Annotated in this window: 13 protein-coding genes; 5 read left to right on the top strand and 8 right to left on the bottom strand. The window is 50.3% G+C overall.

Translation table 11 applies throughout. The features are described from left to right. The first annotated feature begins 298 nt into the window (after positions 1–298). Positions 299–2,116, top strand: coding sequence for a calcium-binding protein (locus OXH18_RS25225; RefSeq protein WP_290428429.1), 1,818 nt, complete (start codon positions 299–301; stop codon positions 2,114–2,116). Positions 2,117–2,327: 211 nt separating this feature from the next. Continuing rightward, the gene (gene ccsB, locus OXH18_RS24275; RefSeq protein ID WP_268610115.1) at positions 2,328–3,314 is read left to right on the top strand and encodes a c-type cytochrome biogenesis protein CcsB; all 987 of its coding nucleotides are present in this window, start codon (positions 2,328–2,330) and stop codon (positions 3,312–3,314) included. Between the two features lie 22 nt (positions 3,315–3,336). Here the strand turns inward: ccsB and OXH18_RS24270 are convergent, their stop codons facing one another. From OXH18_RS24270 to OXH18_RS24240, 7 genes are all read right to left on the bottom strand, one after another. Next, positions 3,337–4,410: a WD40 repeat domain-containing protein gene (locus tag OXH18_RS24270; protein ID WP_268610114.1), complete on the bottom strand. Its 1,074-nt coding sequence runs from the start codon at positions 4,408–4,410 to the stop codon at positions 3,337–3,339. Positions 4,411–4,502: 92 nt separating this feature from the next. Next, the gene (locus OXH18_RS24265) at positions 4,503–6,596 is read right to left on the bottom strand and encodes a serine/threonine-protein kinase (protein WP_268610113.1); all 2,094 of its coding nucleotides are present in this window, start codon (positions 6,594–6,596) and stop codon (positions 4,503–4,505) included. After that, positions 6,593–8,911, bottom strand: coding sequence for a WD40 domain-containing protein (locus tag OXH18_RS24260; protein WP_268610112.1), 2,319 nt, complete (start codon positions 8,909–8,911; stop codon positions 6,593–6,595). Before OXH18_RS24260 ends, OXH18_RS24265 begins: the two co-directional genes overlap by 4 nt. Positions 8,912–9,097: 186 nt before the next feature. After that, the gene (locus tag OXH18_RS24255; RefSeq protein WP_268610111.1) at positions 9,098–10,336 is read right to left on the bottom strand and encodes a calcium-binding protein; all 1,239 of its coding nucleotides are present in this window, start codon (positions 10,334–10,336) and stop codon (positions 9,098–9,100) included. 618 nt (positions 10,337–10,954) lie between these two features. Further along, a complete protein-coding gene (locus OXH18_RS24250; RefSeq protein WP_268610110.1) occupies positions 10,955–11,296 on the bottom strand; it encodes a ribulose bisphosphate carboxylase small subunit in 342 nt (113 codons plus the stop codon). A 161-nt stretch (positions 11,297–11,457) separates the two neighbouring features. Next, positions 11,458–11,871, bottom strand: a complete 414-nt coding sequence (rcbX, locus tag OXH18_RS24245) for a RuBisCO chaperone RbcX (RefSeq protein WP_268610109.1) — start codon at positions 11,869–11,871, stop codon at positions 11,458–11,460. A gap of 81 nt (positions 11,872–11,952) precedes the next feature. Continuing rightward, positions 11,953–13,383, bottom strand: a complete 1,431-nt coding sequence (locus tag OXH18_RS24240) for a form I ribulose bisphosphate carboxylase large subunit (RefSeq protein ID WP_268610108.1) — start codon at positions 13,381–13,383, stop codon at positions 11,953–11,955. 815 nt (positions 13,384–14,198) lie between these two features. Between OXH18_RS24240 and OXH18_RS24235 the strand changes: the two genes are divergently transcribed. Both OXH18_RS24235 and OXH18_RS24230 read left to right on the top strand, forming a co-directional pair. After that, positions 14,199–14,477: a hypothetical protein gene (locus OXH18_RS24235; protein ID WP_268610107.1), complete on the top strand. Its 279-nt coding sequence runs from the start codon at positions 14,199–14,201 to the stop codon at positions 14,475–14,477. A 196-nt stretch (positions 14,478–14,673) separates the two neighbouring features. Further along, positions 14,674–15,675 (top strand): threo-3-hydroxy-L-aspartate ammonia-lyase, encoded by a 1,002-nt coding sequence (locus tag OXH18_RS24230; protein WP_268610106.1) that lies wholly within the window; start codon positions 14,674–14,676, stop codon positions 15,673–15,675. Here OXH18_RS24230 and OXH18_RS24225 read toward each other — a convergent pair. Beyond that, positions 15,672–16,289: an SRPBCC family protein gene (locus tag OXH18_RS24225; protein WP_268610105.1), complete on the bottom strand. Its 618-nt coding sequence runs from the start codon at positions 16,287–16,289 to the stop codon at positions 15,672–15,674. The genes OXH18_RS24230 and OXH18_RS24225 overlap by 4 nt on opposite strands. Positions 16,290–16,775: 486 nt before the next feature. On the opposite strand from OXH18_RS24225, the gene OXH18_RS24220 reads away from it, so the two are divergent. Beyond that, positions 16,776–18,476 carry an ATP-binding protein gene (locus OXH18_RS24220; protein ID WP_268610103.1) on the top strand — a complete coding sequence of 567 codons (1,701 nt, stop codon included), beginning with the start codon at positions 16,776–16,778 and terminating at the stop codon, positions 18,474–18,476. The last annotated feature ends 2 nt before the right edge of the window (positions 18,477–18,478 follow it).

Below are 18,478 nucleotides of genomic sequence, written 5' to 3'. Positions count from 1 at the left end.
TCTCTACGATAACTTTCTAGCGAGAAGAGAGGAGTTGGCGATCGGGGGTTGGGAGTTGGGAGTTAGGAGGTTCGTGAGCTTTGTCGAACGAGGGTTGGGATAGCGAAATGCTGTTCAAAGATTACCCAATTCTTACGTCTTCAAGGAAATGGAGCAAAATCCGGTAAGTGCATCCGCAGATTTTTGTCTAAGTAACGATAAGTAAAGCATCAAACTCTCGTGTTTATTGCCAGCCAAAACAGATGCTCGCGCCACTAGGATGCAGTCGTAACGATCAATCACAGCTAGGTAAGCAATTATGCGTCGCAAAGGCACTTCTAAGCGCAATACTCTCCGTGGTGGTAAAGGCAAGGATCTTCTGTTTGGACTGGCAGGAAATGACAAACTGTTTGGACTGGGCAAGAACGATCGCCTTGTGGGTGGTGATGGCAATGATTTGTTAGACGGTGGTAAAGGCAACGATCTTCTGAAAGGCGGCAAAGGCAACGATCGCTACATTGTTGACAATGTAAAAGATAAAGTTCGGGAAAAGGTGGGACAGGGAACAGATACCGTACAAGCATCGGTAAGTTTTATTTTGGGTACTAATCTTGAGAATTTAGTCTTAACAGGCAATCAAGCTCTCAACGGCATAGGGAACACCTTGAACAATACCATCACAGGCAATCAAGCGAACAATATTCTTGATGGCAGTGGAGGTGCAGATACGCTAATTGGCGGAAATGGCAACGATCTGTACATTGTTGATAATGCAAAAGATGTGGTGATTGAACAGGCGAATGAAGGGATTGATATTGTTCGGACAACTCTTTCCACCTACACGCTTCCAGCCAACGTTGAATTTATTGAATACATTGGTCAAGGCAACTTCAATGTGGTAGTTAGTAATCCACCCAAAGGCGGCTCGGGCGGGAACTCTACAGGCGGCACTACTGGAGGTAATTCTACCGGGGGCGGTTCCACTGGGGGCGCCATTGGGGGCAATGTTACAGGCGGCAGCGGCAACGATACGGTGAGTGGCGGCACTGGCAACGACACTCTCTCTGGCGGGGCTGGCAATGACACGATCAATGGTGGGGCTGGTAACGATACGGTGAGTGGCGGCAGCGGCAACGATACGCTGAATGGCGGGGCTGGTAATGACACGATCGTTGGCGGTGATGGCAATGACATTCTCGATGGCGGTTTAGGTATTGATACCCTGATCGGTGGCTTAGGCGACGATACCTATATTGTGGACAATGCGCTAGATACGATAGAAGAACTGGCTGGGCAAGGAAATGATCTGGTCAAAAGCACCGTGGATTATGTTCTGCGCGATAACATCGAGAATCTGGAACTACTGGCGGGTGCAGTCAAAGGAACCGGAAATGCGCTGGCCAACAAAATTCTGGGCAATGAGGGCAATAACATCCTCGATGGTGGAGCGGGTGCAGATACGTTGATTGGAGGGCTGGGCGATGACACCTATATTGTGGATAATGTGCTCGATCGAGTTCAAGAAGGGGTAGGGGCTGGCACAGATCTCGTCAAATCGACGATCGATTATGTCCTGCGCGACAATTTGGAAAACCTGGAGTTGATCGGCAGCAACCTCAAAGGCACGGGCAACGAGTTGGACAACAAAATCGTGGGAACAGCGGGCAACAACCTGCTGCAAGGCGGCGGCGGCAATGATACCTTGGTTGGTGGGGTGGGCAACGATACGTTGATTGGCGGAGCCGGACTCGATCAACTGACCGGCGGCACTGGCATTGATGTATTCGCCCTCAAGGAACTGGGTGAGGATTTGCTAACCGATTTTAATCCAGTTGAAGACATCATCGCGCTCGATAAAGCCACGTTTGGACTAACTAGCCTGCTCGGTAATGCGTTGGGAGTGTCTGAATTTGCTACGGTTGCCAATGATGCTACGGCGCAACTGGGGGCAACGGTGTTGCATCCATTGGTGCGGATTCTTTACAGTCGGGAAACGGGTAAATTATTCTTCGACCAAAATGGTTTGATTGGCGGGCTGGGCAGCGGTGGAGTGATTGCCAAACTGGGCGATACGGTCAGCGGGGGCGCGGCTCCTGTGCTGTCGAGCGTAAATTTCCTGGTGGATTCCATCAGATAACGGGTGAAATGCAGGGTTCGTAACGGGCGAGGGGTAATGGATGGAGCGATCGATCATTGCCCCTGTTCGATTGTGAGGGAATGCTAGGAGAATGAAGACCAGCGCCAAGACTCGATACCATAAAGATATAGACGTGAAAGAATAGACGTGAAAGTTACAGCTATGTTTGCACGTCCATTGCCCTGATGACTGGAGATCGGAGAAACCGTGCATGGATTTAGTTGCCCTTCAGAACTGGCTTGACAATGCGGCCTTTGCCGTTCTGTTTATCACCATGCTGATGTATTGGAGCGGTGCGGCGTTCCCAAAACTCCCCCACTTGCCTTTGCTGGGAACAACAGGAATGGCGATCGCCAACCTTTGCATTGCCGCCTTGCTCGGCGCACGCTGGATTGAGGCAGGATATTTCCCCCTCAGTAATTTATATGAATCCCTCTTATTCATCGCCTGGGGTATTACAGCGGTGCATTTTGTGGCAGAGACAATGAGCCGCAGCGCGTTGGTGGGAGTGGTGACATCCCCAATAGCGATGGGAATTACCGCATTTGCCACGCTAAGCCTGCCGCCACAGATGCAATCCGCAGAACCACTGGTTCCCGCCCTCAAGTCGAATTGGCTAATGATGCACGTCAGCGTTATGCTGCTTAGTTACGCGGCACTGATGGTGGGAGCGATGCTGGCGATCGCGTTTCTGTTTGTGACGCGCGGACAAGAGGTGGAGTTGAAAGGTAGTTCTGTCGGCACGGGAGCCTATCGCTTGCGCAAGGCGGAGGATGAAAAACCACCCCAGCAGACTACCACTCCAGATAAAAATGGGGGGGTTGCCGTACTCAGCCCTGCCACCACGACAGCCGCCACGCCCTTGACGATTCAGCGTTTGAGCCTAGCTGATACGCTAGACAACATCAGCTATCGCATGATTGGACTGGGATTTCCGCTGCTGACGATCGGCATCATTGCCGGAGCCGTCTGGGCCAACGAAGCCTGGGGATCTTACTGGAGTTGGGACCCGAAGGAAACCTGGGCTTTGATTACCTGGCTGGTGTTTGCAGCCTATCTCCATGCCCGCATTACGCGCGGTTGGCAAGGTCGGCGTCCGGCTATTTTGGCAGCGTCCGGATTTTTAGTGGTGTGGGTGTGCTACCTGGGCGTGAATTTGTTGGGCAAAGGCTTGCACAGCTACGGCTGGTTTTTCTAGATGACTTTCTAGATGACATAGTTTAATGCCGCCACATTCGCACCGTCTGATCCACACTACCGCTAAATAACTGCTCGTTATCGGCACTGAGCGCTACCGATCGCACCACATCTGTATGACCAAATAGGGCGCGTAGCGTGGTGCCTGCATCCAAACGCCACACTCTCACGGTTGAATCTTCGCTGCCGCTGACCAGTAGCATACCATCTTGGCTAAAAGTGAGGGCATTGACAAGATCACTGTGTCCTTCTAGGGTGCGCTGCAAGGTTCCAGTCTCCACATTCCACAATTTGATAGTTCGATCGTTGCTGCCGCTGGCCAAGGTCTGACCATCAGGGCTGAAGGCGATCGATCGGGCCGAGTCCGTATGGCCTTCAAGGGTATGCAGCAGCGTGCCAGTTTGCAGATTCCATAACCGCACTAGGTTGTCTTTGCTGGCAGTGGCGATTGTTTCCCCGTCAGGACTAACGGCCACAGCAAAAATGCCCGTCGGTTGCGGCTCAAATGCTCGGATCAACGCCCCGGTTTGCCAATCCCACACTTTGGCAGTTTTGTCCCAACTGCTGCTCACCAATTGCTGACCATCGGGGCTAAAGGCAATCGATCGAATAAATTTGGTGTGGGCATTGATTGTGCGCAACAGTTCGCCAGTAGCGGGGTTCCACTGGCGAATGGTGAAATCCTTGCCGCTGCTAGCTAGTGTCTCTCCATCGGGGCTAAAGGCGACCGACAGCACACCATCGGTGTGGCCTTCCAGCGTGCGGATTAACTCTCCATTGTCAGCATTCCAGAGGCGAATGGTTTTGTCCTCACTGGCTGTTGCCAGCGTTTCTCCATCAGGACTGAGTGCCACCGACCACAGTTCATTAGTATGCCCCGTCAGGACTTGCACCTGCACATTTTCCCAGTTTGCTCTTGCCTCTACTTGCTGCTGGTCACGCCATTGATACACCCCAAAAGCCACGCCTGATACTGCCACTAGCGTTGCCAAGCCCGTGCCAATCAGCCACCGAGACGATCGCTCCGATCGAGTGGACGCAGTGGATGTAGTGGATGTAGTAGATGTAGTCGGTGAGGAATCATTTTTGTTTAACATAATCACACCCTCCGTTTGGTTAGTGGTAGATACGTGCAGTTGTGAGCGGTTATGCAGGAAGGCTGGAGAATAAATAAAAACTGTGGCTAGAGCTAGCGCCACAGTTTAATGGTTTGATCTTTACTGCTGCTGATAATTTTGCGATCGGAGGCACTGGTAATCACCGATAAGACCCAATCAGAATGTCCGGTGAGGTCTTGTTGCCATGTGCCCGTTTGCGGATTCCACAGTTTAATGGTGCGATCGAGGCCAGCGCTGACCAGAGTTTGCCCGTTGAAGCTAAAGGCAACTGAAACAACCCGATCGCGATGCCCTTCCAGCGTATGTACCAAGCTACCAGTTTGCAAATTCCAGATTTTCACAGTCTTGTCCCAACTGGCACTAGCCAGCAGTTGCCCATTAGGGCTAAATGCCACGGCTCTAACGGCATCAGTATGTCCAGTTAGGGTGCGCAGTAAGACTCCGGTTTGCAAGTTCCATATTTTGATGGTTTTGTCGGCGCTACTACTAGCGAAGGTTTGGCCGTCGCGACTTAGGGTCACGGCGTACACGGGACCATTGTGGCCGGTGAGGGTGTGAACAACTGCTCCAGTTTGCACATTCCAGACGCGAATGGTGCCGTCTTCGCTGCCGCTGACTAGGGTTTGACCATCCCGACTGAGATCGATCGACCAAATAGCGGCCGTGTGTCCAGTCAAGGTACGCAGCAATTGGCGAGTGGACAAGCGCCACAGTTTAATGGTGGCGTCGCTGCTGCCACTGGCCAACAGTTGCCCATCAGCGCTGAGGCTGAGCGATCGCACTACGTCTTCATGATCAGACAGTAGGCTGTTGTCCCCAGTTTCTAAGTCCCAAATTCGAATCGTGTGATCTTCGCCGCCGCTAACCAGCGTTTGCCCATTGAAATGTAGCGCCGTTGTCCAGACAGGGGCCATGTTGCCAGATAGGGTTTGAGCTAGTCTGTAGCGATCGAATTGGGTTGCTTCACGGGTGATAGGAGCCTGTCGCCACTGAGCCACATAGTAGCTACCACCTAGCAACAACAAAACCCCAGCAATCGCCAGCAGCCGCCAGCGCCACTGTTGTACCACACGAGGAAGCCACACCGAGGGGGATAGGCGTGTCGTTTCTCCTCGATTAACCTGACCATCGTGGGATGCTAATTTCGCCGCTAGGGAAGGCCTCTCTTGGAGCGAATCTGGCTTCAAGCCGTGCGCGTTAACTGGAGGAACTAACTCTGGAGTCGAACGAACCGTTTGTAGCGCCTGACTCAACGCGACCACCGAGGGAAACCGATCGTCCGGAGATTTTGCCAAACAGCGCAAGACGATTGCTTCTAGGGCGGGGGGTAAGTCTTGACAGTGGGGCTGTGATCGTAAAGGTAATGGCGTCGTGGAGGTGTGCGCCGCAAACCAAGCTTCGTTAGCCACAAACTGGCGTCGGTAGTCAAAGCCAAACGGATCAATCCCGGTGAGCATTTCATACAGAATCACACCCAAACTGTAAATATCGGCACGCTCGTCCACGATACGCCGCCCCGAAAATTGCTCTGGAGCCGCATAGTGACAGGTTCCCAAAAAGAAGCCAGTGGCATTAGTGTGATTAGTTTGCAGCGATCGAATTTTGGCAATACCGAAGTCAATGATTTTGACCAATTCTCCCAAGGCGGTGGGAACTAAAAAGATATTGGCAGGCTTGAGATCGCGGTGCACCACTTTAATTTGTTCGCTCGATCCAGTTTTGCGATCCCACAGCACAATGCCATCGTGAGCCAGTTGCAAGCCAGCGCAAACCTGCGTAATGATGTGGCAGGTTTCAGAGACAGATAACCGCGGCTCCTTAGCCAGGCGATATTCTAGGGTTTGCCCTTGCAAATATTCCATTACATAGAACGGATAGCCTTCGGCGGTGACACCATAGTCACTGACTTGGACGATGTGTTCACTTTTCAGCGCCGCACAGATGGCACATTCCCGCTCAAACCGTTCTCGTAAGTTCAAATTTTCCGCGATCGCCAACGATTCCCGCAGCAGCTTCAGCGCCACAGTTTTGCCCAAGCGCGTATCGATCGCCAAAAATACCTCACCCATGCCGCCACTGCCGAGAACCGATTCCAGGTAATAGCGATCGCCATCGCCAACAGAGCGACTAATCCACGGATGCGACTGACTGGGATTTTTATTCACCGTCTCCAGAGTGTAATAACTTGATCGCGGCTTCCACTCACTAGGGTATTACCATCTGGGCTAAAGTCTACCGCTAATACCCAATCAGTGTGACCGTATAGCGTTGCCATCGAGGTACGAGTTTCTACATTCCAGAGCCTGACCGTGCGATCGCGACTACCGCTAGTCAAGGTTTTGCCATCAGGGCTGAAAGCCAGAGAAACAACATGGTCAGTGTGCCCCGTGAAGGTATGCACCACCTCCCCCGTCTCTAGATCCCAGAGCCTGACCGATCGATCCCAACTGGCGCTAGCCAACCGTTCTCCTCTTGGATCGAACCCAATTGATCGCACCGCATTATTGTGTCCGGTCAAGGTTTGCAGTTCCCTAGAATTTTGCCAGTCCCATAATTTAATGGTTCGGTCTTGGCTGGCGCTAGCCAGAGTTTGCCCATCAGGGCTAAATACGGCTGCAAATACCCAATCTTGGTGGCCCTCCAGGGTGCGCAGTAACTCGCCGGTAGCCAAATTCCAAATCTTAATGGTGCGATCGCTGCTGCTAGTAGCCAGGGTTTGTCCATCAGGGCTGATATTGACTGACCAGACAGTGCTGGTGTGGCCCTCCAGGGTGCGCAGTAACTTGCCGGTAGCCAAATTCCAAATCTTCACCGTTTGGTCGCCGCTGGAACTGACGATTGTTTGCCCATTGGGGCTGATGTCCACCGCATGAATTTGTTTAGCATGCCCTACCAGCGTTCGCACCAAGGTTTGAGTGCGCAAATCCCAAATTTCTACTACCTCGCCGCTGCCGCTGGCCAACGTATTGCCGTCGCTGGTAAAGGCGGCTGCCCACACCGGTCCCACATGCTCGGTCAGTGTTTGTACCCGCACCTGCTGCCAACTGCCACCCGCTTCACAATTATCTAATAAGATTTGGGCATCAAAGCGCTGGTTTGAACCAGTTTGAACATAATCGGCTTTAATATTACAAGCGTGTGACTCAGCATTTTCCATCGAATTCGATCGCCACCAACTCCATGCGATCGGCAACAGCACCGCGGCTCCCATTAGCGCTCCAGCAATCCAAATATACGGTCGCCAGGGACGATTGGAAATAAGCGTGCGATCGACTGTTGTATTTGATGCACGGTTAGAGGTTGCTGAAATCGGAGCGGTTGTGACCGCTGCGGTGGAATGATGATAGAGAATCGTGGTGTCTCCAGTTCCCGGTGCCGGTGCAGTTGTGGATGAGGCTACTGTAGGCGGCATAGCTGTTTTAGCAACTGCACTCATATCATCACTCAGGTCATCACTCAGGACAGACTCAATCGGCTCTGGCTCAGGACTGGCTTCAACCGTAGAATGACTAGGTAAGGACAGGGTGGGAACGGATGCCGACGGTGGAGATTGCGACCCGATCGCGTCTGGTGAAATCATGCCAAGTACCAGTTCGCCCACGCCTTCGACAATACGTTTAGGCGTTTGCGGTGGGTATTCTGGATACAGCGGACTTTCACGACGCAGCCGCTTTTCTTCATTTAACGCTCGTAACTGCTGATTTTTTTGCTGAATATACTGCACAGTTTGGCGATAGACATAGCGATAGAGCGCATCTGCTTCAATGACACCGTCGTTGTCTGCTGCTTCGCCCCGCAGTCCTTGAATTAGGTAATAGGTAAACACGCCATGCCCCAGTTCAGGAAACTCCCACGATCGCTGCCCTTCATCGCACGACAACAGGGCATAAAAACCACGACTTTGGGCGGCTCGATTGCGCAACACCTGCACCAACTGCACCGTGGGATTGTCCGACATCATCCTTTCACCTACGTCCCGCGCTCCTCGCATCATTAAACTGCCGCTGTGGCAAGCATCCAGCCAAACCAATTGTTGTCGAGCTTCGCAGGTTTCCAGCCGTTGCAGTACTGTTTGCATTCGTAAGCCCGTCTCTAGCAGCGCGTCGCTGCGCGTATCTTGTAGACACAACACGGCTTGATAGGTGCGATATTCAATGACCCCATGTCCAGAGAAATAAATTAGAACCGTATCTTGCGGTTTGGCAGTTGTAGCAATCCATTGCAATTGCCGATCGATCGCGGCGAGGGTTGGTAACTCGGCGGCAAAATCATGATGAATCAAGATCTGCTTGCAGGGAAATTCGGCGGTGGCTTCGTTGAGGGCAATTCCCAATTCTCGGCAGTCCATTGCAGAATAATCTAGATTTGGGAATGACTCATCTTGGTACTGGTTCACACCTACCAAAAGGGCCCACAGTTTGGCTTTGCCGGTTGCCAAAATTTGAGTAGAATCGCTGGTCTTAAGGCTAAGGGGGCACATAAGCTTAAACCCTGATGTTTGACAGCGTTGTTAACGGCCTTGTTGGTAGTATCCGTCAATGAATCAAGAATTGCTGGTTATAGCAAGAGAAACAGAATGAATTGTCTATTCGTAGGCAGTTTTGCATAAGCTAGCAACTTTTGGTGGGGACAATCGGCAAAATGCTTGCGATCGCCCCAATCTTTGTTAAACCAAGCTGAAATCGTTAGCGGAGAAGAGAGCCTGATTGCCGGAATTGGTGGAGTTGGCCAAGTTGGCAACGACGCTGATGGGGCCACCGTTGGCTAAATCTTGCGAGAACACGACGCGACTGATGCCCAAGGTGCGGTTGAAGTAGACAAACACTCCCCGATTGGCTGTAATGGCATCGTTATTAGCGATGGCTTGGGCGGCTTCTCCAGCATTGGCAAATGTGCCTTCTAGAACTAACAAATTCTGATTGCCCGTGAATTGTGTCACATTACCTTGTTGAAACTCTAACCGATTTAGCCCAAACGCTTGGCGATCGAAGGCGATGCGATCGATACCAATTTCATAATCGGTAATCACAGCCGGTTGGTTTACGTTTTGTCCCGGTAATGCACCTGTGAAGGGATTGGTGGCAAAGGTAAACTGATCATGTCCAATCCCACCCGTCAGCGTATCGCCCAACGTTGCACCAGTTGCCGCTAACATTGTTCCCACGCCGCCAATCAGCGTATCGTTGCCGCTGCCCCCATCGAGTTGTAGCGGAGTGCTGCTGTGGCGACCGTCGGCTAAATCATCGCCATCATCGCCACTAAACTGCACTAACTCTACACCTGTTCCAGTTAGGTCATTAATGATAAACGTATCGTTGCCGCCATCACCACTAACATCAAATATTTCAGAGGTACTAACTGTGAGCGTAAACTGTCCGATCAGCTGCCCATCTAAGCTGACCCGTTCAAAGAAAGCTCTGCCTGCTGCATTTCTACCCAAAACAAAATGATCGCCCCTCGTCACCGACCCATCGACTTCGATCGTGTCTCGTCCTAATCCACCCAGCATCGTGTCGCTACCGTCACCGTCATCCCAGTCCAGCACATCATTACCGGTTCCCCCGATCATCACATCATCGCCAGTATCACCCGCCATAAAATCGTTGCCGGCTCCACCCTTAAGCGTGTCGTTACCCGATCCACCGCGGAGGTGATCATCTCCTGCACCGCCGCTGATGCGATCGTTGCCCGCATTACCATTCAGCGTATCGTTACCAGAGTCGCCCTTAATCCGATCGTCGCCAGCATCGCCATCAATTGTGTCATCGCCGGCACCGCCGCTAATCACATCATTACCGCCCCGTCCAAAGCAGCGATCGTTACCCGCTAGGGCGACGAATCGATTAGCTCCGTCTGTGCCACTCCAAAGATCATGCTCTTCCGTCCCCAATTGTTTACGTACCATTGCCGTTGCTCCTTTGCCTATGGCGTTTTGTAGATGAATGGTTGAAGGGCACAAACTGTCTCAATGCATCCCTTCATTGACTGAAAACGATCGGTTACACGAGGTTATGCAAACAAGTGGCGCCAATAAGCTAGGCACCCAGGAATTTCAAGCATGGGAAAGAACACCGGGAAACTAAACCACAGGATTACGCCGATAGATTAGTTTGATACAGATTAGTTTCCGGATAAGTGCTGTCCAACAGGTATATGGGAATGGTAGATGCACCCTGATTTAATCGCCCCTGGCTTCGGCTGGGGGCTTTTTGTAAATGCGATCGAACAAATGCGATCGAACCCTGCCACTGACTGCGATCGACCCAATCATTAACCTAAAAAAGGTATGCAAAAAAGGAGGCAGATAGCTCCACCTCCTGTTTCGCAATGGGATTTGTTCGGATCACTCAAAAAAGTTTGAGCTTCAGAGGCAGATAGCTCCACCTCCTGTTTCGCAATGGGATTTGTTCGGATCACTCAAAAAAGTTTGAGCTTCAAAAGCTTGCGCCTCTGGTGTTAAACATTTAACACTAACCCGAAGGCTACAACTTAAACCCTACCCTTCAAGATTCATGCTTGAGCTTTAGTAACGATAGCCACCGCTGTTTGGCTTATTAACGATAAAGCTCATCACTTGGCACTGCTTAATATTGTCGAACGCAACCACCCGAATGTAGGAATTGCCATATTCGGAACGGCACTGTTGCACTTCATTTAGCACTTCCTGGGGGCTTCTGGCGTTGAATAGGGGTAGCTTCCACAGGGTCCAATAGTGGGTTTCTGCAGCAGAATCTTCATTGAATTCCACAGCCGGAATATAGCCCTGATCAATTGTGTACTGAATCTGCCGAGCAATCTGAGCATCGCTGAGCGGAGGCAGATAGGAAAAGGTTTCGTAACGGCGCTCTTTGGGTAATGTCTTCATGGTTGGTTTAGCTTCTAAGGTAATTTGATAGATCTTGAACTTAGTAATTGGCAACTGGTAATTGGTGATGGAAGATTGACAATTCGTATAAAGTCCAATGCTGGTTTCGATCGTCGATTTCCTACTCTATTACCGCATTACCTATCACCAGAATCACGCGATTAGCCACCTTCAGATTCCGTATCCAGTGACTCTGACTCACCAGATTGCTCTGGGTGAGAAACTGTAGGTTCCAGACTCACTTGCGTCATGCGCTCTAACTGCTGACGACGTTGTTCCATATTGGCCTGCTGGATCGTCGATCGCAACATTTCCGGCAAATAATCTGCAATTTCTTCAGCAATATGTTCACGCACCGTCAGAATCCGAAATGCTAAATCCTGCTGCTCTTGAAACAATGCCTGGAGATAAGCTTCCCCATCCTGGATCTTCTCTTTACCAGAAAATCGCTGGAGCCAGAAGGCTCTGGGAGGATCGGTTTCACTCAACTGAGCCAATACCGTTCGCACCGCCTGATACGTGAGGTAGCTAATCAGCGTTTTGGTTGTATCCTTGGCAATTTGCCGGAGATCCATAGGAAAAAGGAAGAAGTATAAGGCTAAAGGCCGAAAGAAAGTGATTGACTGATTCCCAATCCTTTAGCCTTTAGCCTCGCATCAAACGGTATCAACAGCCTCGAATTCAAACTTAATTTCCTTCCACAGTTCGCAAGCTGCTGCCAGTTCAGGACTCCAACGAGCGGCCTCCCGAATGATGTCACCGCCTTCGCGCATCAGATCACGACCTTCGTTGCGAGCTTGAACGCAGGCTTCTAGCGCCACCCGGTTTGCCGTTGCACCCGGGGCATTGCCCCAGGGATGTCCCAACGTGCCACCACCAAACTGAAGCACGGAATCATCACCGAAGATTTCAACTAGAGCGGGCATGTGCCATACGTGAATACCACCGGATGCCACAGCCATTACCCCTGGCATTGAAGCCCAGTCTTGAGTGAAGAAAATACCGCGAGAGCGATCTTGCTCGATGTAATTTTCACGTAGCAGATCAATGAAACCGAGGGTAATTGCCTTGTCACCTTCCAACTTACCCACAACCGTTCCGGTGTGAATGTGGTCGCCGCCCGACATCCGCAAACACTTCGCCAAAACGCGGAAGTGCATTCCGTGGTTCTTCTGACGGTCAATCACAGCGTGCATAGCGCGGTGAATGTGGAGCAACAGACCGTTATCACGGCACCACTTAGCGAGGGTGGTGTTGGCAGTGAAACCAGCGGTCAAGAAGTCATGCATGATGATCGGCATTCCGAGTTCTTTCGCATACTCGGCCCGCTTGATCATTTCTTCGCAGGTAGGAGCGGTAACGTTGAGGTAGTGACCTTTAATTTCACCGGTTTCAGCCTGAGCCTTGTGAATTGCTTCAGCAACAAAAGTAAACCGATCGCGCCAGCGCTGGAACGGCTGAGAGTTGATGTTTTCGTCGTCTTTGGTGAAGTCCAAACCACCGCGCAGACACTCATACACCGCACGACCGTAGTTCTTCGCCGACAAACCCAGCTTGGGTTTAATCGTACAACCCAGTAGCGGACGACCGTACTTGTTAATCTTGTCGCGCTCTACCTGAATACCATGCGGAGGGCCTTGGAACGTCTTGAGGTAGGCAACGGGAATCCGTAGATCCTCCAAGCGCAATGCTTTCAGTGCCTTAAACCCAAACACATTACCAACAATAGAAGTCAACATGTTGGTGACAGAGCCTTCCTCAAACAGATCTAGCGGATAGGCAATGTAGGCAATAAACTGATTGTCTTCACCGGGAACAGGCTCGATGTCATAGCAACGACCCTTGTAGCGATCGAGGTCAGTTAATAGATCCGTCCAAACAGTTGTCCAAGTTCCGGTTGAAGATTCCGCTGCAACCGCTGCCCCCGCTTCCTCATAGGGAACTCCAGGCTGCGGAGTTACCCGGAATGCGGCCAAAATGTCGGTATCTTTGGGCGTATAGTCTGGTGTGTAATAGGTTAGACGGTAATCTTTAACCCCAGCCTGATACCCAGTTTTACTCTGGGTTTTGGTTTGCGAGTAAGACATGATTTCCCTTCCTGTGAATCACTTTGATCCGAACACGAGAACCCACGTCTGCATGTCTGAGTTGACAATGCAGACCGATTGAGCTTCAGACAACAACTTGTGCTGAAAACCTCAGTTGGCACAAATTAGGGCCACTAAACTGACAACCTTCAGCTTGTCTTTATGTTTTTTGCCCCGGTTATTAGGTTCAATCAAAATATACCAGGAATGTAATAAGCTCAACTTTGAAACTTCTTAGCGCAAATATAACTATTGTTTATATTTGTGACACTATACAACAATGTAGCTGTATAAGTAAACAAAAATTACAAGTTTAGAGTATTTCGTTGCGAATTGACATCAAATATGATGTGAGTGCGATCGCCCTGATAAAGAGTGATTGGCACTTTTTCTTGTGTTTGCAATTGCATTGAAGCTAGGAAGCTTTAATGTAATGCAACATCCTTAGAGCAACCGCTCAGATTAAACTTAACATCTAATACCATTTTTCTATGAGGTTGCACCGTATGCCAATCTCTCCCAACCTCCCTTTGACAAGAGGAACCGCAGGCAGTGGGGTGAATGCGATGCAGCATGGTAAAGCATGAGTATTATTTTATTCTCAGACATTCATACATAGAGACATACAGAGAGATATACAGAGAAATCATCTCAATCAACGTTTTGCTAAGACAATTTTGCTAAGACAGCAAAGTGCTGAACAACTGAACAATACGTTGGATGAAGACATTCTGCTACCTGTGTAAATTTTCTTTTCTTTTGTGCCGCAGTAAAATAAATCAACTAGAGTCTAGCTGTGAGAATAGGGTAAGCGAATGGTATACTCCCAACAAACCGAATCGCGATCGCCGATTTCGGTTGAACCGACAGAAACGATGCACTTCTCAGGATTGCTTGATCCAGCCCTGTTGCAAGCGGCTCGACAAATTTATCGAACTTATTATGAAGTGCACCCCGAAGAAATGCAGCGCCCCATCGGAATTGCAATCGATCGCTATAGCTATCGCGGCAAGTTGATTTTTAGGCAAAAACCAATCCTTTTACCTAAGGAATGCTTTATCCCATTGGGACAAATTGAGTCTGGCTTGATGTAGTTGCTGGTACAACACCTGCTTCTTTTCACCAATTTCATGGGATAGCCCTGAACCATTTAATCGTCACCTTAATAAGCAAATTGATCATTTGCAAATTGATCATTTGTATTCTTTCAAATCGTGTTAGACGCTGCTTTTGGGGCTGCGTTTCAGATCGGTTTTAATGGATGAAAGTTTCTCTAATCTTGCAGACACTGTGGCTACTTCCTCTCAACCCTCCTCGTTTGAAGCAGTGGTTGCTTCGATCGCCTATGACGATATTGAGGCAGCCGCAATAACCCTTGAGGAACAGGTAAATACTACCCCTGTGATGACCTCGCGATCGGTGAATAAGCGCACTGGCTGTCAGGTGTTTTTTAAGTGCGAGAATTTTCAGCGCACTGGCTCGTTTAAGTTTCGCGGGGCATTTAATGCGCTTGCCAATTTATCCCCAGAGCAGCGGCAGCGGGGGGTGCTCACGTATTCCTCTGGGAATCATGCCCAAGCTGTGGCCTTGGCGGGAACTTTGCTCAAGACTCCCACAACGATCGTGATGCCGCAGGATGCCCCTGCTGTGAAACTTGCCGCTACACGTGGATATGGAGCCGAAGTGATTTTGTACGATCGGGCAGAGACCACCCGAGAAACGCTAGCCCGTGAGATTGCGGCAGAGCGAGGAGCAACGGTGATTCCACCCTATGATCATCGCCATGTCATTGCTGGACAAGGGACAACCGCGAAAGAGCTATTTGAAACCGTTGGAGAACTCGACTGGCTGTTGGTGTGCTGCGGTGGCGGTGGGCTACTGTCTGGCTGTGCAATCGCGGCTCATGCCTTGTCTCCTACCTGTCAGGTGGTAGGGGTAGAACCAGAGCAAGGAGATGACGCGACCCGATCGTTTCACACGAACACACTGCAAACCGTGCATAACCCCAACACAATTGCCGATGGAGCACGTACTCCATCATTGGGAACGCTTACCTTTCCCCTGGTGCTGCACTATGTTCACGATATGGTGACGGTATCCGACACTGCCCTCTTACGCACCTTGTTCTATCTTTGGGAGCGCCTGAAGTTGGTGATTGAACCCACTGGCGCACTTGCTGCTACGGCGTTGTTAGAGGGCAAGCTAGATCTATCTGGCTCACGAGTAGGGGTAATCCTTAGTGGCGGCAATGTGGATCTCCAGCGTCTTCTTTACCTGCGAGAACAAGCTTAGGCATTGGCGGCAAACAATCGATCGGCCTGTTGGCGAATAGCAGATAGATTCAACACCATGCCCGCCCTAAGACGGCGTTCAATCATGGCAACTGGCATTAGACGATGCGGTAACACCGTGAGGTGATAGCTAAGCTCTGTGGCGTTCTCAGCTAAGGGTTGCAGCGTCCAGTTGCCTCGAAACAGCTTAAAATCGCCTTCCACCATTTCAAAATCAAGACGATGAGGAAAATGCTCAACCATATCCAAGACAACCCGTGCACAAAACTTCAGCTTCAACAGTGACTCTGCACCAATTTGCTCGATGCGAATGCCGCCTTGGGGATGGTCAATGCGCTGGCTTCGGGTCAAGTTCGGAATAAAATCGGCTAGATGGTCATAATCCGTCAGAATTTGCCACACCTGTTCTGTCGGATGGGGAATATAGATTTTGGCAGAAATTTGCCGTTGACGACCTTCTGCTTTGTCTGTTCTCACTTCAACATCCTGTAGCGGCAAATCTCCATAATCTGCTACCAGTGCCTCAGCATCAGCGAGTTCCAGATCTGCCAAGGTCTCAGCCTCGCTAGAAAACGGTTTGTTGGTCAAAGGAGCGGCATCAAAGTCAGAATTCATACCCATCATGCAATGATTAGTGGCGATTTGGCGCATCCTAAATATTGGTTCTAGATTACCTAACTTTACCCTTACTACTTACCCTTGTTAGCGCTATCTGGGAAATTTCCTTCACAAGCTTGGTGAAGCTTGCTTCCACTTATTTGAATGGTGTGAACTAGGTTCTGCGAACTAGATATAGGGAAAAGCGATCGATTAAACCGCTACTTTTATGGCTTTATTAGGAATTTAAGCAAGATTTCAGAAGGTCTCATATATACTTGTACTAGTCAAAAAGGGCTAAGTGAGATGGGATTCAAACCATTCAAACCTGAGATCGCGTCTACCCGCTTCAGCTTGATGACCGTGATTGTAGACCGCATTGTGCCGCGCGATCGAGAGTGCAGTGAGCGTGATTGCAGGCGGATTATGTCGAGGTTGAAATCCTCGTATTTGTGGTTGGATTAGTTGTTCAAATCGTTCTTTTGTTCTCTTTGACGCTTTGTTATGGTTGTAGCGGATCGTTCCTTCTTATCTTCCACCATTGGCACCGTGAAAGGCCCTGGAGAAACGGGCAATCAATATGTGTTTATTACTGCCAGTAACCGCTCGGTGAAGATTGGCGAATTTGTTTACTATGAAGCTCGATCGCCACAGGAAAACGGGTCACAGCCGGCAACCTGGCAAATTTTGGGTAAAATCTCGGCTCGACGACTGATTGATCATCTGCCCGATCGCATGTTTGCCGATACAGAAATTAGCCCTGAAGCGATTGCTGCCTTGGTTGGATTTATCCATCCCAATCCAGAAATCTATGAGATTACCGTGGATGTGATTGGCTATTTTCACCCAGCGCTAGGATTCATTAACCCCCGCATTACTCCCGATCCCGGTGCAAAAGTATATTTAGCTAACGATGATACCTTACGGCAAGTGTTGAACAAGAAACAACCCGATCAGGTAGGGGGCGCTCATATTGGGTCGTTGCTGCTGCGCGAGGCTGGAGCCGTGCCGATCGCGCTGGATGTAAAGGAATTAGTCAGCACCCATATGGCCATTTTGGCAGGAACTGGATCGGGAAAATCCTATACGGCAGGGGTGTTGGTGGAAGAACTGCTGTTACCCAAAAACCGGGCGGCCGTGCTGATCTTTGATCCCCATGGCGAATACGATACCCTCGCAGACATTCGGGGTCATGCGGCCTTCACTGCCACCGATGGCTATGCTCCCAAGGTGAAAGTGTTGAAGCCGGATGATGTCCGCATTCGCATTTCATCGCTGGACTATTACGATATTCTCAGCTTGCTGCCGGAAATGAGCGATCGACAACAGTCGGTGTTGCACAAAGCCTTTGAGTTGGTGCGACGCCATCGTCAAGGCGATTATCGCTGGAGTATCCAGGACTTGATTACAGCAGTGCGCGAAGTAGACAGTCAGCAAACGGAAGATGGCGATCTCAAGTTGGGATCGTCGGCCCCGGCGTTGGAATGGAAACTCGATCGACTGGAGCGATCGCCCTACTTTCATGCCTTTGAGCATCTAGCTCCCAAAGATTTGTTTGAACCGGGGCAAGTGACTGTGCTGCAAATGAACGAAATTAGCCAGGACGAACAGCAGGTGATCTGTGCCGCTGTATTGCGACAATCGAGCCATGCCCGCATGAGCACACAGAAAGAACGGATTGCCCCCGGTGATGAAAATTATTTACCGTATCCGGTGTTCATTTTGCTGGAAGAAGCCCATCGCTTTGCTCCGGCCCATGAACCCTCTCGTTGTAAAGCTGTAATCCGCACAATCTTAAGCGAAGGGCGTAAGTTTGGGTTGGGTGTGGGTTTAATTACGCAACGCCCCGGCAAGTTGGACTCGGATGTGTTGTCTCAATGCATGAGCCAGTTTGTCATGCGAATTGTCAATCCCGTTGATCAAGATAGCCTCAAGTATGGGGTGGAAGCCGCCGGACGCGATTTGCTTAAAGAACTACCTGCCCTAACCAAAGGACAAGTGATCATTGCCGGAGCTTGCGTCAACACACCCGTTCTATGTCAAGTACGATCGCGCCTCACCAAACACGGCGGTGAAACGCTAGATGCACCCTATGAATGGCAGAAGTACTTTCAAGCTCATCAGGTGCAAGCTCGCACGATCGAACAAGCTGCTGTACCCAGCCGCAGTCGATCGAAAACCTTTCGGGGCGTTAGTATCGAATAATT

The organism is Thermocoleostomius sinensis A174, assembly GCF_026802175.1.
In the GTDB taxonomy this organism is placed as follows: Bacteria; Cyanobacteriota; Cyanobacteriia; order Elainellales; family Elainellaceae; genus Thermocoleostomius; species Thermocoleostomius sinensis.
This window is presented reverse-complemented; position numbering and strand designations above follow the sequence as displayed.

Bases quoted from the DNA above. Each gene is read 5' to 3' on its own strand.
- OXH18_RS24255 (WP_268610111.1), bottom strand. From the start codon at position 10,336: ATGGTACGTAAACAATTGGGGACGGAAGAGCATGATCTTTGGAGTGGC.
- OXH18_RS25225 (WP_290428429.1), top strand. From the start codon at position 299: ATGCGTCGCAAAGGCACTTCTAAGCGCAATACTCTCCGTGGTGGTAAA.
- ccsB (WP_268610115.1), top strand. From the start codon at position 2,328: ATGGATTTAGTTGCCCTTCAGAACTGGCTTGACAATGCGGCCTTTGCC.
- OXH18_RS24270 (WP_268610114.1), bottom strand. From the start codon at position 4,410: ATGTTAAACAAAAATGATTCCTCACCGACTACATCTACTACATCCACT.
- OXH18_RS24250 (WP_268610110.1), bottom strand. From the start codon at position 11,296: ATGAAGACATTACCCAAAGAGCGCCGTTACGAAACCTTTTCCTATCTG.
- OXH18_RS24235 (WP_268610107.1), top strand. From the start codon at position 14,199: ATGGTATACTCCCAACAAACCGAATCGCGATCGCCGATTTCGGTTGAA.
- OXH18_RS24220 (WP_268610103.1), top strand. From the start codon at position 16,776: ATGGTTGTAGCGGATCGTTCCTTCTTATCTTCCACCATTGGCACCGTG.
- OXH18_RS24240 (WP_268610108.1), bottom strand. From the start codon at position 13,383: ATGTCTTACTCGCAAACCAAAACCCAGAGTAAAACTGGGTATCAGGCT.
- OXH18_RS24225 (WP_268610105.1), bottom strand. From the start codon at position 16,289: ATGAATTCTGACTTTGATGCCGCTCCTTTGACCAACAAACCGTTTTCT.
- rcbX (WP_268610109.1), bottom strand. From the start codon at position 11,871: ATGGATCTCCGGCAAATTGCCAAGGATACAACCAAAACGCTGATTAGC.
- OXH18_RS24260 (WP_268610112.1), bottom strand. From the start codon at position 8,911: ATGTGCCCCCTTAGCCTTAAGACCAGCGATTCTACTCAAATTTTGGCA.